This window comes from Pseudomonas sp. JDS28PS106, assembly GCF_036706555.1.
Taxonomy (GTDB): domain Bacteria; phylum Pseudomonadota; class Gammaproteobacteria; order Pseudomonadales; family Pseudomonadaceae; genus Aquipseudomonas.
In genome coordinates this window covers 80,057-94,333 of the sequence record NZ_JBAJGT010000010.1, presented here as the reverse complement: position 1 = coordinate 94,333, position 14,277 = coordinate 80,057, and the positions used below count along the sequence as shown (strand labels likewise).

Sequence of the window (14,277 nt, the reverse complement as noted above, 5' to 3'; positions counted from 1 at the left end):
GCAGCCATTTTGTAACGCCCTCTGATAGGCTGGATACCTTACTCTTCCCACCCTCCGCACAAAAGGTACAGCTATGAGCAATACCGGCAGAGCAGTCTTCCTCGACCATACCTCGCTGGATCTGGGTGATCTGGATCTCGGCGTGCTGCACGAATGCTTCACCGACCTGCAGCTGCATACCAGCACCGCGCCGGATCAGGTTGCGCCACGGCTCAACGGTGCACAGGTAGCCATCACCAACAAGGTCGCGATTGATGCCCACACATTTGCATCCTGCCCCGACCTGAAACTGGTATTGGTGACGGCCACGGGCACCAACAATGTCGACCTGGTTTCGGCCCGCGAACATGGCGTCACGGTCTGCAACTGCCAGGGCTACGGCACGCCGTCGGTCGCTCAGCACACGCTGCTGTTGCTGCTGGCGCTGGCGACTCGTTTGCCCGATTACCAGAAAGCCGTGCAGCAAGGGCTGTGGCAGAAATCGTCACAGTTCTGCCTGCTGGATTTCCCCATCGTGGAGCTGGAAGGCAAGACGCTTGGCATACTCGGCCATGGCGAGCTGGGGAGCGCGGTGGCAAGACTTGCCGAGGCCTTCGGCATGCGCGTGTTGCTGGGCCAGATCCCCGGCCGCCCGGAGCGTCCAGACCGAATCGCCCTGCAAGAGCTGTTGCCGCAGGTCGACGCGCTGACCCTGCACTGCCCACTCAACGAGCATACCCGCAACATGCTCGGCGCCCACGAGCTGAGCCTGCTCAAGCCCCATGCGTTCATCGTCAATACCGCGCGAGGCGGACTGATCGACGAGCAGGCACTGGCCGACGCCTTGCGCAACGGGCATCTGGGCGGCGCTGCGTCGGATGTACTGAGCGTCGAGCCGCCGGTCAACGGCAATCCGCTGCTGGCCGGCGACATCCCGCGCCTGATCGTCACTCCGCACAGCGCATGGGGCGCCCAGGAAGCACGCCAGCGGATCGTCGCCCAGGTTGCCGAGAATGCCCAAGCGTTCTTCGCCGGCGCGCCGGTGCGGGTGGTGAGTTGAAACCCGGCGCGTTCCCGGTCTCACACGATCCTGTAGGAGCGGGCTTTAGCCGCGATTGATTGCACAGGCGCAAAATGTTTATCGTCTGATCGATTGTTTCGCGGCTGAAGCCGCTCCTACAGCGTAATGCGTCGATCGTGCAAACGCCGCCGAGCCCGACGTGGCGGCTCCTACAGGGTAAGACGGCGCATCGGTGTTAAACTGCGCGTTTTTTCAGGAGCCCGCCCATGGACCCGCGCAGTGAAGTGTTACTCCGTCAGGCGGAGTTGTTCGAAGGATCGGTGCTGCTGGCCGGGCTGCCGGCGGACGATCTGCCGGGCAAACTGCCCGATGCCCGCGGCTGGTGCTGGCATGCGGGCGACCATGCGGCGCTCGATGCTCGCTTTCCCGGGCGTATCCATTTCGGCGTGGAAGCACCCGCCGAGGATTTCGAAGCCGCCGTTCTGTTTCTACCCAAGGCCCGCGACCTCACCGACTACCTGCTCAATGCCCTCGCCTCGCGCCTGGCCGGGCGTGAGCTGTTTCTGGTCGGTGAAAAACGCGGCGGGATCGAAGCAGCCGCCAGGCAGCTGAGCCCCTTCGGGCGTGCCCGCAAGCTCGACAGCGCCAGACACTGCCAGCTCTGGCAGGTCACGGTTGAGACCCCGCCCCAGGCGGTGGCGCTGGAAAGTCTCGCCAAGCCTTATCAGATCGAACTGGAGGACGGCCCGTTAACCGTTGTCAGCCTGCCCGGCGTTTTCAGCCATGGCCGTCTGGACCGGGGCACCGCCTTGTTGCTGGACCACCTCGACATGCTGCCCCAAGGGCATCTGCTGGACTTCGGTTGCGGTGCTGGCGTCCTCGGCGCCGCGGTGAAACGTCGCTACTCGGCAAACGAGGTGACGCTGCTGGATGTCGACGCCTTTGCCGCTGCCAGTTCGCGACTGACCCTGGCGGCGAACGGACTCCAGGCGCAGGTTCTGACCGGAGACGGCATCGACGCCGCGCCCGTAGGCCTGACGACGATTCTGAGCAACCCGCCGTTCCACACCGGCGTTCACACCAATTACGTCGCCTCGGAAACGTTGCTGAGAAAAGCCAGCCAACACCTTCGATCTGGAGGAGAACTTCGTCTGGTTGCTAACAGTTTCCTGCGCTACCAGCCGTTGATCGAGGAGCACGTCGGCCCCTGCGAAATTCGGGCTCAGGGCGATGGCTTCCGCATCTACAGCGCCAGGCGCGCTTGAATAAGCGCTTGCCGAATGGAGTGCGCGAAGGCAGAATCCGCTCCGTCCTAGGGGAGTAGTCTCCCACGAGCGCCCTGCTCGTCTGGCGCGCATCAACATACTTGGTCCTCAGACCATGGTGCGCGCGACCCGGAATCCGCATCAGACGGATCGGTGGTTTGACAAGACCTATGACACGCACACCTTACCCGGGGCGGGGAGGTCGTACGTGTCATAGCCGTGTCGACCCCGCCCCTTCAGGAAACCTGATGCTGGAATCACTGTTAATCCCTACCGCAGTCGTGGCCCTCGCTGAAATCGGCGACAAGACCCAATTGCTCGCGCTCATCCTCGCTGCACGCTTTCGCAAACCCTGGCCGATCATTGCCGGCATCGTCGCCGCCACCCTGGCCAACCACGCAGCGGCAGGTGCTGTAGGTGCATGGTTCAGCAACTTCTTCTCTGACGCAGTCCTGCACTGGATCCTGGCCGCCAGCTTCACCGCCACCGCATTGTGGACGCTGGTGCCCGACAAGATGGACGAGGACGAGGCCAGCACGGCCCGCAAATTCGGCCCGTTCATGACCACGCTGATCACCTTCTTCATCGCCGAAATCGGCGACAAGACGCAAATCGCGACCGTCATGCTGGCGGCGCAGTATTCCTACCTGTGGCTGGTGATCATCGGTACGACCGTGGGCATGTTGATCGCCAACGTACCCGTCGTGCTGGCCGGCAACTTCGCCGCAGAGAAACTGCCGCTCACCCTGATCCGGCGTCTGGCGGCCAGTGCGTTCTTCGTGCTGGCACTGGTGGCCGTTTACAAGGCGATGCAGGTCAGTGGCTGGGTCTGATCCGGAAATTGTCCGCGAAGCCTGCTTCGCGGACATATCCCGCCAATCACCTCAGGACTTCGGCGCCTGCTGATAAAGCGGCATGACCTTGGGAATGGCCGCCTGCAACGCGGCGATGCGATTGGACGAGGCCGGGTGGGTGCTCATGAATTCAGGCTGGGAAGCGCCGGCGTTCTGAGTCATCTTCTGCCACAAGGTGATCGCGGCGTTCGGGTTGTAGCCGGCGCGAGCGGCCAGTTCCAGGCCCAGGAGGTCCGCTTCGTTTTCGTTGCTGCGGCTGTTAGGCAGCGTCAGGCTGTAGTTCACGACGGTGTCGGCCAGCGCCAGGCTGTCCTGGCCCAGCCCCAGCAACGCACCTGCGCCCTGACGCGCCATCTGCACGCCGTACGCCTTGGACATCGCTTCGCGACCATGCTCGCGCAGGGCATGGGCGATCTCATGGCCCATGACCGCCGCGATCTCGTCATCGGTCAGTTTCAATGTGTCGATCAGGCCGGTATAGAAAATGATCTTGCCGCCCGGGCCGCAGTTGGCGTTGAGGTCGTCGCTCTTGATCAGATTGACTTCCCAGTCCCATTGCGCGGCATCAGGACGCAGTTTGGGTGCCTGGGCGATCAGGCGGTCGGCGATGGCATGAACGCGCTTGGCATTGGTGCTGGTGGTATCGAGCACGCCCTGGGTGCTCGCCTCGCCCACAGTCTGCTGGTACGACTGGGCGTACATTTTGTTGACTTCATCGGTGGAGAGCATGCTGAACATGTACTGCTTGCGCTCGACGCCAACCGAATCACCCGAGGTGGTATTGACCGCCTGGCACCCGCCGAGCAGTAACGCCGCGCCTAACGCACAGCTTGAAGCACACCGGGCAAATGACTGACGCATGATGATTCTCCTTGTTGACGAAGCGATGACCCGGACTCGCGCAGCCACTCTGCGCCCGGCCGGTGGATCGCCACATTGGTCCGCCGATCCGGTGGATGGTTCCCGGCCGTGTATCGAGGTTGTGTCGGACGTGTATCGAGAGGATTAAACAGCCGGGCCGCAGGCCGTGCAAGCCGTGGTTCAAGACAGCGGAGTCAGACACTCCGGCGCGTTCAATTTCGGGTCGTTGACCAGATTGGCCAGCGGGCGCTCACGCAGCGTCATCTGCGGTCCGGCGAGCAGCGCATGGAGTCTGGGCAATGGCGTATCGGCTGTGAGCCAGTCCTTCTGGCCCTGGGCATCGAGAATCAGCGGCCGGCGCTGATTGGCGGCCGCCTGAGTCACTACCGCGACGCTCAGCCAGTCGTGGCCCTGCACGGGGTAAGCCTCCCATACGGCGGCGAAGAATAGCGCCGAGCCCTCGCCGGGCGTCAGCCAGAACGGTCGCTTGCGCACGCCGCCCCGCCACTCATAGAAACCATTGGCGGGCAGCAGGCAGCGGCGTTGACGGAAAGCTTCGCGAAACATCGGCTGGTCGGCCAGCGTCTCGGCGCGGGCGTGCGCCGGAGTGCGGGTCAGGTCGGTCAGCCAGGCAGGCGTCAGGCCCCAGCGAGCGCGTGCCAGCTCCAGTTCGCCCTCTTGCTTGGCGGCGCGCATCATCAGCACCCTATCGGCCGGCGAGATGTTCCACTGCGCCTGCTGGTCGGCCGGAAAGCCGGGCAAGGCCGCGAAGGCGGGCGTCCATCGGAACAGGGCATAACGTCCACACATGAGGGTAGCAGCGCTCTTTGGCAGGTGCTCAGCACACCAGTACGTCGGGGATACTGTCCGGTTCGTCGCCGGACAACGGCAAAGCGGCATTGTACGCGCTGATCAGCGCCCGCGCCCGCTCGACCTGATCCTGCGCCACCACGATCGCCAGCAAACCCAACCCCGGCAGCTCGCCCATGCCGCCCAGCAGATCGCGGCCCGTAAGGTGCGCATCAATGCCCTCGCTGGCGAGCATCGCCTGGAGCAGCTCGCCTTCCATCAGGTTTTCAGGCTCGTATATCCGTTGCATCATTCGTTCTCGCTGCGCACGTCCAGACTCCAGTCCTGCCCGTCAGTCCGAAGGTCGAAGACGATTGGCCGACAGCAGACCGGACAATCTTCTATGTATTGCTGATCCCCGCCCGACAGATCCAGCACCGCCTCTACCGGTTCACCACAGTATGGACAGTCGTAGCTCTGTAATTCCTGCATGGTCGTTTCCTGCGTTGTGGCTTCTGGTATGGCCGTTTCTTATAGGGATAGTTGCTGTACCGCGGCCCCGCGCAGCAGTTGTGCGTATAATTGCGCCCATTGTCCCGAAGGCTGTTTGGCCAGGTGCCACCTTCTTTTACCCTATTCGATTCAAACAAGAGAGCATGATGGGCGAATTCGATGCCATCCGACCGTACAACGACGCAGAAGTCCCCGCCGTACTGGCGCGTCTGCTGAGCGACAAAGCCTTCCTCGCCATCCTGACCCGGTTCCGCTTTCCCCGGCTGGCGAGCACGTTCGGCTGGTTCCTGCAACCTACTCTGGCTCGCAAGCTGCGCCGAGAGTTTGCCGGCATCGATTCGGTCGCCAGCCTGCAGGACAAAGTCGAGTACTACGTCGACCACACCATCGAGCGCGCCACCGATGGCGTGACCTATACCGGCGTCGAGCAGTTGAAGTCCGGCACGGCCTATCTGTTTCTCGCCAATCACCGGGATATCGTGATGGACCCGGCGTTCGTCAACTACGCGGTCTATCACGCCGGTCTGCCGACGCCGCGCATCGCCATCGGCGACAACCTGCTGCAGAAGCCGTTCGTCAGCGATCTGATGCGCCTGAACAAGAGTTTCATCGTGCACCGCTCGATCGCCGGTCGACGCGAAAAGATGGCGGCGTATCAGCTGCTGTCGGCTTACATCAATCACTCCATCACCCAAGATGGCGCATCGATCTGGATCGCCCAAGCCGAAGGCCGGGCCAAGGACGGCGACGACCGCACCGAGTCGGCGATCCTCAAGATGTTCCACATGAGTCGCAAGGACGAGCCGTTTGGCGAGGTCATCCGCTCGCTCAATGTGATCCCGGTGTCCATCAGCTACGAGTACGACCCTTGCGATCAGGCCAAGGCCCGCGAGCTGTTCATCCGCGCCACCGCAGGCAGCTACGTAAAGACGCCGGGCGAAGATGACGTGAGCATCGCGCTGGGCATCACCGGCTACAAGGGCCGCGTGCATGTGAACTTCGCGCCGCCGGTCACCGAGCTGCATGAAGACACCAAGCAACTGGCCGCGGAACTGGATCGCCAGATACTGGCAGGTTATCGGCTGTTCCCCGTTCATTACCTGGCATATGCACAGTGGAGCGATGCCGACCCTGCCCTCGATGTGCCCAAGGCCGCCGAGCTGTTCCCTGCCGACGAGCTGGCGCAGGCCCAGGAAGAATGGAATCGTCGCCTGGAGTCGGTTCCCGTTGAGCATCGGCCTTATCTGGTGCAGCAATATGCGACGCCGGTGCGTAATCAGTACCGCGTGAAGGCGGGTTTGCCGCTCTGAAATCGGGTTTGCCTTATCGCCAGCAAGCTGGCTCCCACAGCGTAATCCTGTGGGAGGGAGCGGGCGGCGATCCGTCTTGCTCGCGACTTGGGATAATGCGGTGTGACGGATGTAATGCGTCGTCCCTTATCGCCAGCAAGCTGGCTCCTACCCGGCGATAGCGGGTGTCATTAGACGGTAATCCAGACTCGGCATTGTATGGCTCCCCAAAGGACGACCTCCCTTTTCCGGAGCTTCACATGCTGCATGCAAAAAATCAGGATCGCCTGTATCTGGTCGCGCAAAGCGATGAACAGCAGGAGCTGATCGACAGTCTGGCGTTCAACGTTCAGGACCGTCACTGGCTGGTGTACTGCGCTCTCGGCGGACACGCGCATCACGATTGGCCGGACCTGGACCACGACACAGGTTTGAGCTTTCTGGAGTTCTATCAGCAGGCCGCCTGAATTCAGGGCGTGAAAAAGCCCGGCCCTTGTACAAGGTGCCGGGCTTTCTTTTGCCGGGGCGTTACTGAGCCAGGGTCGCGCCAATGGTGGCGTCCTGGAACACGCGGGTCAGCGCGTCGCTCAATACATCGCCGACCAGTTTGGTGTTGGTTTCCTGGTTGGGCGCCATGCCGAAACGCTGGTCCAGCGAAGCGGCGTAGCGACCGCTGTAGTTACGGCCGTTATTGCGAACATCGGCGCGGAACGTCGAGCTGATGGTCGCCTCGGTCACGTACAGGCCTTCCTTGGGCGACTGATACTTCAGATCGGCCAGGGTCACGGTCAACTGCGGAGCATTGCCGCCACTGGTAGTCGGTGTGAAGCCCAGCAGACGCACCGCGGCTTCGGCCTGGGCCTGAAGCTTGGGCACGATATCGTTGCTGCTGACGCTGATCGAACTGGTTTCCGGATACATGCCGCCGCGGGTACCCAGGGTCGGCCCAGGCCGGCCATCCACGACGCGAACCACGACAGGCTGGCCGTGACCGACCGGCGCCAGTTGCGCATTGAGCTTGGGTTGGGGGCTCAACTGTTGTGGGCTATGGGCACAGCCCAGCAAAGTCAGACTGGTTACAGCCAGCAAACCGAACAAAACGCGACGCAGCATGCTCATTTCTCCATGGGCCAGGCACTGAATGTGCCGAAGTATAGCGGCGCGCAGTGCCGCCTCACTAGCTGAAAATGGGACTGGCGGTCATGTGCAATGGTTCGATGTCACAACCATGTCACGAGGGAACGGCACCATGACTCCCATCACTCATCAGGCACCTTTGCCAGGAGTCGCGCCATGAACCTTTTCTGGTCGCTGTTCACCACCCGTCCACACCTGCGTCACTTTGCCCGCGTCGATCAGTCCGGCATCTGCCGCGCCCTGAAACATTGCGCCGAGCGGCCAGCCGGAAGCGACTGGGTGGAAGTCACCGAACAGAGGCTCGCCTGGCTCGACCAGCCGCTGCCGGCCAGCGCCCGGATCAGCCGCCAGCCCTCGCGCTCACGGACACAGCCGTTGCTCACTGCCTGACCGGACGCCGAATAAAAGTCATTTAATGCGATCAATTTCCGTCGTTTCATCGCTATAATCTCCCCCCGATTATAAGGACGTCTCCTGATCGGGCCCGCAGCATCGCCAGTCACCGCACCGGCACCTTCATATATCGCCCACAGAGAGCCGCCCACACAGGTCGATCGCGTACCGATGTGCTGGATGGACGGTCAGAAACGGCTCGATTCGTATCGAACCTTTCGCCAGTGTCAACGCCTCACTCAGTATGCATCCGGCTTGTCGGAGCTGTTTGCGCAGCCCCCTATTCGAGGTTTGGTTCACGTTTCCATAAGGACGTGAAAAACGGGTTTCACTACTTCACAAGAGTGTGGCGAGCAAATGAATACGTACGCGTTTGTAAGAGCACCATTAGCGTCTCAACCGGCCCCCTTGAACAGGACTGACCGCGACTGCGCCTCCATTACCGGAGCCTGAGATCCTGGACCGGCCTGGTCATCGCAGGACACTCGTCCTCGAAGATCGCGCCCTGACCATGGTCGAATGGCCGAGCGGGCTTGAACATGAGTTCATGTAACCTTGATGGACACCTCACCAAGCCTGACCGGGACCTGCGCTTTAAGATGCGAAAAATTGCGAAGAATCGGACAGGCAATCCTGGCCGTGGCAGAGGGGGCTCAACCATGCTCAATACCCCGCTGCCCCGGCATCCAGCCTCAGGATCCCGTGCCGTCAATTTGGTGCTGCAGATTTTGGAGACGCGTTAATGGCGCATAACGAAACAGTCGACGTGGTACTGGTAGGAGCGGGCATCATGAGTGCCACCCTGGCCGTGCTGCTCAAGGAGCTCGACCCCGGCCTCAAGCTGGAAGTCGTTGAGCTCATGGATTCCGGAGCCGCCGAGAGTTCCAACCCCTGGAACAACGCGGGTACCGGCCATGCCGGGCTTTGCGAACTGAACTACACGCCGCCGGCTGCCGACGGTTCCGTCGACATCAAGAAAGCCGTACACATCAACACCCAGTTCGAAGTGTCCAGGCAGTTCTGGGCGTACCTGGCGCGCAAGGGTACGTTCGGTTCGGCAAGATCCTTCATCAACCCTGTCCCTCACCTGAGCTTCGTTCAGGGCGACAGCGGCATTTCCTTCCTCAAGACCCGTTTCGAAGCCATGAGCAAGCATCACGCTTTCGCCTCGATGGAATACACCGAGGACAAGGCCAAGCTGGCCGAGTGGATGCCGCTGATGATGCCGGGCCGTGCAGCCGACGAGAAAATCGCCGCAACCCGCATGCTCAACGGTACGGACGTCAACTTCGGCGCCCTGACCAACCAGTTGCTCACGCATCTGGCAAGTTCGCCGGATGCCCAGGTCAAGTACTGCAAGCGCGTGACCGACCTGTCCCGCAAGGGCGACGGCTGGACGGTCACGGTCAAGGACGTCAACAGCGGCAGCACCCGCAAGATCGACGCCAGATTCGTCTTCCTCGGCGCCGGCGGAGCCGCCCTGCCGCTGCTGCAATTGTCCGGCATCGAGGAAAGCAAGGGCTTCGGCGGCTTCCCGGTGAGCGGCCAGTGGCTGCGCTGTGACAACCCCGAGGTGGTCAAGCATCACCAGGCCAAGGTGTACAGCCAGGCCGCAGTCGGGTCGCCGCCCATGTCGGTTCCGCACCTCGACACCCGTGTAGTCGACGGCAAGAAATCATTGCTGTTCGGACCTTATGCCGGCTTCACCACCAAGTTCCTCAAGCACGGCTCGCTCCTTGACCTGCCGCTGTCGGTGCGCGCGGCCAACATCAAGCCGATGCTGGCGGTCGCTCGCGACAACATGGACCTGACCAAGTATCTGATCAGCGAAGTGATGCAGTCGATGGACCAGCGCCTGGAATCGCTGCGCCGTTTCTACCCACAGGCGCGCGCCGAAGACTGGCGTCTGGAAGTGGCCGGTCAGCGGGTGCAGATCATCAAGAAGGATGCGAAGAAAGGCGGCGTGCTGCAATTCGGCACCGAGCTGGTGTCGGCCAAGGACGGTTCGCTGGCCGCCCTGCTGGGTGCATCGCCGGGCGCTTCGGTAACGGTCTCGATCATGCTGGAACTGATCGAACGCTGCTTCCCGGAAAAAGCCCGCACGGAATGGGCCGCCAAGCTCAATGAAATCTTCCCGGCTCGGGAACAGGCGTTGGCGAGCGATGCGCAGTTGTATCAACGCATCAGCGCGCAGAACGATGAAGGCCTTGGGCTGACCGAAGGAATTCGTCAGGAGCAGAGCATCGCCTGACGGCAGATGTGGTCATGAAAAACCCGTGAGCGTGAGCCACGGGTTTTTTCATATTCGGACCCTGTGGGAGGGAGCTTGCTCGCGACCGGGGTTAACGCGGTCTGGTTGATGCACCGCGTTGCCTTCATCGCCAGCAAGCTGGCTACTACAGGTAGGAGCCACCGGGGCGGCGTTCCGCCTTGCTGGCGATGCGGAACGGATCAGCCCCGCGCTTTTTCGACCAGCTCGATGTACTCCTCGGCATTGCGCTGATCCTTGATCAGGGCGATGAAGTCGTTGCCGTGTTCATCCTGGCCGTTCAGGTCGTAGCCGGCTTCCTTGAAGAAGGTCAGAAACCGCTCGAAATCGTCGATACGCAGCCCGCGGTAGGCCTTGATCAGTTTGTGCAGTGATGGCGAGGTGGCGTCACAGGGTTCGAAACCGAGAAAACTCTTGACCTGCTCGTCGCTGATCTCATCGCCAATCACCTGCTTCTTGTCTTTACGCATTCCAGACTCCAACGTGTCGCGGACATTTTCACGGGCCGGCAGTGTACCCCTCGCCGTGCGCGAGACTCAACGCGCCCGCGAAGCCGTGGTGTGCAGATCCGCCCAGACATGACCGTTGGCATAACTGAGGAACTGGCAATACACCTTCTCGTTGCGCAGCAGGTCCATCAGTATCCGGTACTGCGCGAGGGGGTAATACAGAGTCAGGGTACGGGAAGCATCGTCGTAGTTCGGCTTCTTCAGACTTTTGCTCTCGCCGGAATCAAAATGCACGACGACCTGGGAAATGGTCGCGCCCTTGTTGAGCGACTTGCCCTTGAGACGCAGCGACAAAGGTGATGTCACCGGAATGGGCTGCTGGCTGGACTGGCGCTGATTGCCGGCCACTACCGAATACTCGGTCACCCGCAGCAACTGCTGTTGCTCCGGCACGCCTTCTCGCAGGTTCAGATCGTCGGGGGGCAGGTACTGGCCGTGCATGGGTTCGGCCAGGAGACCGGCCGCTGGCAGCAGGAGTGCAAGCGTCAGGACGCCGGCAGGAAATCGCTTCATGGGTAACGTCTCTGAGAATCCATCGACGCGCACTACAGCCGGTCGAGGCTGGCGCGTCAAGCGCCCGCCTCTCAGAAAGTACTTACATACCCTTGACGGCGTAGATCCCAGCAGCGTTGCGCCAGTATCCCTTGTAATCCATGCCGAACCCGAAGATGTAGCGATCCACGCACGGCAAGCCCACGAAGTCGGCCTTGAGATCAGGACGCGCCTTGCGGTCGTGATCCTTGTCGATCAGCACGGCGGTGTGCACGGCACGCGCGCCGGCATGCTTGCAGAAGTCGACGATCGCGCTGAGGGTATGCCCTTCGTCGAGGATGTCATCGATGATCAGCACGTCGCGGTCGATGAACGACACTTCCGGCTTGGCTTTCCAGAACAGATCGCCACCCGATGTTTCATTGCGGTAACGGGTCGCGTGCAGGTAGGACGCTTCCAGCGGGAACTTCAGATGCGTAAGCAGTTTGCCGGAAAAGATCAGGCCGCCGTTCATCACGCAGAAGACCACCGGGTTGCGGTCCGCCAGCTCAGCATTGATCTGCTCGCCGACACGGGCGATGGCAGCGTCGACTTCAGCCTCCGTATACAGGCAATCAGCCTCGCTCATGACTAGACGGATATGCTCGAGATCAGCGGACATGACGCTCTCCAGATGGGGCAGTTGTAAGAAAAGCGGGCAAAGGTACGCATCCCGACGAATCAGGGCAAGCGATTCTGGACTAACGTTGCGCATGACCTCCTGAAAATGAAGTCTGTGCGATCCGTAAGACAATACTGCACGCGCGGTAAGACAGTAACTGCTGAATAGATTAATCTAGGCCGTTTTTTTGCCCCCGCTGGAGCCTTTCCCCTATGCCCATTCGTGAAATCCGTCATCCGCTGATCCGCCACAAGCTCGGCCTGATGCGCCGCGCCGATATCAGCACCAAGAATTTCCGTGAGCTGGCCCAGGAAGTCGGTGCATTGCTTACTTATGAAGCCACCGCGGACCTCGCTCTGGAAACCTATGAAATCGAGGGCTGGGCCGGTCCTGTGCCGGTCGAGAAGATCGCCGGCAAGAAGATCACCATCGTACCGATCCTGCGTGCCGGCATCGGCATGCTGGACGGCGTGCTCAGCCTGATTCCCGGCGCCAAGGTCAGCGCCGTCGGCGTTGCCCGCAACGAAGAAACACTGCAGGCGCACACTTACCTGGAAAAACTGGTGCCCGAGATCGACGAGCGCCTGGCGATGATCGTCGACCCGATGCTGGCGACCGGCAGCTCCATGGTCGCCACCATCGACCTGCTCAAGAAGGCCGGCTGCAAGGAAATCCGCGCCATGGTGCTGGTCGCGGCGCCCGAAGGCATCGAGACCGTCGAGAAAGCTCACCCGGACGTGATGATCTACACCGCTTCGGTCGACGAGCGTTTGAACGAGCACGGCTATATCATCCCGGGCCTGGGCGATGCCGGTGACAAGATCTTCGGCACCAAGCAGAAGGACGCGTAACGCGATGACGCAGCACGAGTTCAATGATCCACTTTGGCGCACCGTGTTATCCGGTGCGCAGATGCTGTTCGTGGCTTTTGGCGCGCTGGTGTTGATGCCGCTGATCACCGGACTCGACCCCAACGTTGCGCTGTTCACCGCGGGCCTGGGCACCTTGCTGTTCCAGTTGGTGACGGGACGTCAGGTGCCGGTGTTTCTGGCCTCCAGCTTCGCCTTCATCACGCCGATCATCCTCGCCAAGGGCCAGTTCGGTCTGGCCGCGACCATGGGCGGCGTGATGGCGGCCGGCTTCGTCTACACCTTCCTGGGCCTGGCGGTGAAGATCAAGGGCACCGGTTTCATCGACCGTCTGCTGCCACCCGTGGTGATCGGCCCGGTGATCATCTCTATCGGTCTGGCGATGGCACCGATTGCCGCCAACATGGCAATGGGCAAGGCCGGCGACGGCACGGAGCTGATTCATTATCAGACCGCGATGATGATCTCCATGCCGGCGCTGCTGACCACACTGATCGTGGCCGTGTTCGGCAAGGGCATTTTCCGCCTGGTGCCGATCATTTCCGGCGTGCTGGTCGGCTTCGCGCTGTCGTTCTACTTTGGCGTAGTCGATACCGCGAAGATCGCGACCGCACCTTGGCTGGCACTGCCGCACTTCACCGCGCCGGAGTTCAACTGGCAGGCGATTCTGTTCATCGTGCCGGTGGCCCTGGCTCCGGCCATCGAGCACATCGGCGGTGTGATCGCCGTGGGCAGCGTGACCGGTCGGGACTATCTGAAGAAGCCGGGCCTGCATCGCACTCTGTTCGGTGACGGCATCGCGACCACGGCGGCTGGTCTGTTTGGCGGGCCGCCCAACACGACTTACGCGGAAGTGACCGGCGCGGTCATGCTGACCAAGAACTACAACCCGAAGATCATGACCTGGGCGGCGATTTTCGCGATTGCCCTGGCGTTCATCGGCAAGTTCGGCGCGCTGCTGCAAAGCATCCCGGTGCCGGTGATGGGCGGGATTCTCTGCCTGCTGTTCGGGTCCATCGCGGCGGTGGGCATGAACACCCTGATCCGCCACAAGATCGATCTGGGCGAAGCCCGCAACCTGGTGATCGTTTCGGTCACTCTGGTGTTCGGCATCGGCGGCGTGCTGATCGGCACCGGCGACGGCCCGGACGACTTCGGCCTCAAGGGCATCGCCCTGTGCGCCGTGACCGCCATCGCCTTGAACCTGCTGTTGCCGGGCAACGACAGCTGGAAGAACAAGCACATGGATGATCAGTTGCCGTAACGGGCGCACGCCTGTAGGAGCGGATTTATCCGCGAAGCAAACGATCAGACGATAAATCTGTTCCGTCTGCGCCATTTATCGCGGATGAATCCGCTCCTACAGGGCCATGCAC

17 protein-coding genes and 1 riboswitch are annotated in these 14,277 nt (G+C 61.6%); of the genes, 9 read left to right on the top strand and 8 right to left on the bottom strand.

Annotation, left to right across the window (positions count from 1 at the left end):
• Window positions 1-73 precede the first annotated feature (73 nt).
• From TRP66_RS17085 to TRP66_RS17075, 3 genes are all read left to right on the top strand, one after another.
• Window positions 74-1,039 carry a 2-hydroxyacid dehydrogenase gene (locus TRP66_RS17085; protein WP_333404901.1) on the top strand — a complete coding sequence of 322 codons (966 nt, stop codon included), beginning with the start codon at window positions 74-76 and terminating at the stop codon, window positions 1,037-1,039.
• 227 nt (window positions 1,040-1,266) lie between these two features.
• Complete coding sequence (locus TRP66_RS17080) at window positions 1,267-2,265, top strand: methyltransferase (protein WP_333404898.1); 999 nt, start codon at window positions 1,267-1,269, stop codon at window positions 2,263-2,265.
• A 37-nt stretch (window positions 2,266-2,302) separates the two neighbouring features.
• Window positions 2,303-2,442: riboswitch (yybP-ykoY riboswitch) on the top strand.
• Window positions 2,443-2,513: 71 nt separating this feature from the next.
• Entirely contained in the window at window positions 2,514-3,098 is a 585-nt protein-coding gene (locus TRP66_RS17075; RefSeq protein WP_333404896.1) for a TMEM165/GDT1 family protein, read from the top strand.
• Window positions 3,099-3,149: 51 nt separating this feature from the next.
• Here TRP66_RS17075 and TRP66_RS17070 read toward each other — a convergent pair whose 3' ends face one another.
• From TRP66_RS17070 to TRP66_RS17055, 4 genes are all read right to left on the bottom strand, one after another.
• A complete protein-coding gene (locus tag TRP66_RS17070; RefSeq protein WP_333404894.1) occupies window positions 3,150-3,980 on the bottom strand; it encodes a M48 family metallopeptidase in 831 nt (276 codons plus the stop codon).
• A gap of 180 nt (window positions 3,981-4,160) precedes the next feature.
• On the bottom strand, window positions 4,161-4,790 hold the full coding sequence (locus tag TRP66_RS17065) for an SOS response-associated peptidase (protein WP_333404892.1): 630 nt from the start codon (window positions 4,788-4,790) through the stop codon (window positions 4,161-4,163).
• Window positions 4,791-4,818: 28 nt separating this feature from the next.
• The gene (locus TRP66_RS17060; protein WP_333405051.1) at window positions 4,819-5,079 is read right to left on the bottom strand and encodes a putative signal transducing protein; all 261 of its coding nucleotides are present in this window, start codon (window positions 5,077-5,079) and stop codon (window positions 4,819-4,821) included.
• Entirely contained in the window at window positions 5,079-5,261 is a 183-nt protein-coding gene (locus tag TRP66_RS17055; protein WP_333404890.1) for a CPXCG motif-containing cysteine-rich protein, read from the bottom strand. The genes TRP66_RS17060 and TRP66_RS17055 overlap by 1 nt, the downstream gene beginning before the upstream one ends.
• Window positions 5,262-5,428: 167 nt before the next feature.
• On the opposite strand from TRP66_RS17055, the gene TRP66_RS17050 reads away from it, so the two are divergent.
• A complete protein-coding gene (locus tag TRP66_RS17050) occupies window positions 5,429-6,592 on the top strand; it encodes a 1-acyl-sn-glycerol-3-phosphate acyltransferase (protein WP_333404888.1) in 1,164 nt (387 codons plus the stop codon).
• A gap of 239 nt (window positions 6,593-6,831) precedes the next feature.
• Window positions 6,832-7,038, top strand: coding sequence for a hypothetical protein (locus TRP66_RS17045; protein WP_333404886.1), 207 nt, complete (start codon window positions 6,832-6,834; stop codon window positions 7,036-7,038).
• 61 nt (window positions 7,039-7,099) lie between these two features.
• Here the strand turns inward: TRP66_RS17045 and TRP66_RS17040 are convergent, their stop codons facing one another.
• Window positions 7,100-7,684 (bottom strand): YajG family lipoprotein, encoded by a 585-nt coding sequence (locus TRP66_RS17040; protein ID WP_333404884.1) that lies wholly within the window; start codon window positions 7,682-7,684, stop codon window positions 7,100-7,102.
• A 180-nt stretch (window positions 7,685-7,864) separates the two neighbouring features.
• Between TRP66_RS17040 and TRP66_RS17035 the strand changes: the two genes are divergently transcribed.
• Window positions 7,865-8,098 (top strand): hypothetical protein, encoded by a 234-nt coding sequence (locus TRP66_RS17035; protein ID WP_333404882.1) that lies wholly within the window; start codon window positions 7,865-7,867, stop codon window positions 8,096-8,098.
• Between the two features lie 745 nt (window positions 8,099-8,843).
• Window positions 8,844-10,352 carry a malate dehydrogenase (quinone) gene (gene mqo / locus TRP66_RS17030; protein WP_333404880.1) on the top strand — a complete coding sequence of 503 codons (1,509 nt, stop codon included), beginning with the start codon at window positions 8,844-8,846 and terminating at the stop codon, window positions 10,350-10,352.
• Between the two features lie 200 nt (window positions 10,353-10,552).
• Here the strand turns inward: mqo and TRP66_RS17025 are convergent, their stop codons facing one another.
• The 3 genes from TRP66_RS17025 to TRP66_RS17015 form a co-directional block, all read right to left on the bottom strand.
• Window positions 10,553-10,840 carry a PA4642 family protein gene (locus TRP66_RS17025; RefSeq protein ID WP_333404878.1) on the bottom strand — a complete coding sequence of 96 codons (288 nt, stop codon included), beginning with the start codon at window positions 10,838-10,840 and terminating at the stop codon, window positions 10,553-10,555.
• A 66-nt stretch (window positions 10,841-10,906) separates the two neighbouring features.
• Window positions 10,907-11,392, bottom strand: coding sequence for a hypothetical protein (locus TRP66_RS17020; protein WP_333404876.1), 486 nt, complete (start codon window positions 11,390-11,392; stop codon window positions 10,907-10,909).
• Window positions 11,393-11,474: 82 nt separating this feature from the next.
• The gene (locus TRP66_RS17015) at window positions 11,475-12,032 is read right to left on the bottom strand and encodes a hypoxanthine-guanine phosphoribosyltransferase (RefSeq protein ID WP_333404874.1); all 558 of its coding nucleotides are present in this window, start codon (window positions 12,030-12,032) and stop codon (window positions 11,475-11,477) included.
• A 212-nt stretch (window positions 12,033-12,244) separates the two neighbouring features.
• Between TRP66_RS17015 and upp the strand changes: the two genes are divergently transcribed.
• Together upp and TRP66_RS17005 are read left to right on the top strand one after the other, a co-directional pair.
• Window positions 12,245-12,883 (top strand): uracil phosphoribosyltransferase, encoded by a 639-nt coding sequence (gene upp / locus TRP66_RS17010; RefSeq protein ID WP_333404872.1) that lies wholly within the window; start codon window positions 12,245-12,247, stop codon window positions 12,881-12,883.
• Window positions 12,884-12,887: 4 nt separating this feature from the next.
• Complete coding sequence (locus TRP66_RS17005; protein ID WP_333404870.1) at window positions 12,888-14,165, top strand: uracil-xanthine permease family protein; 1,278 nt, start codon at window positions 12,888-12,890, stop codon at window positions 14,163-14,165.
• Window positions 14,166-14,277: the final 112 nt, after the last annotated feature.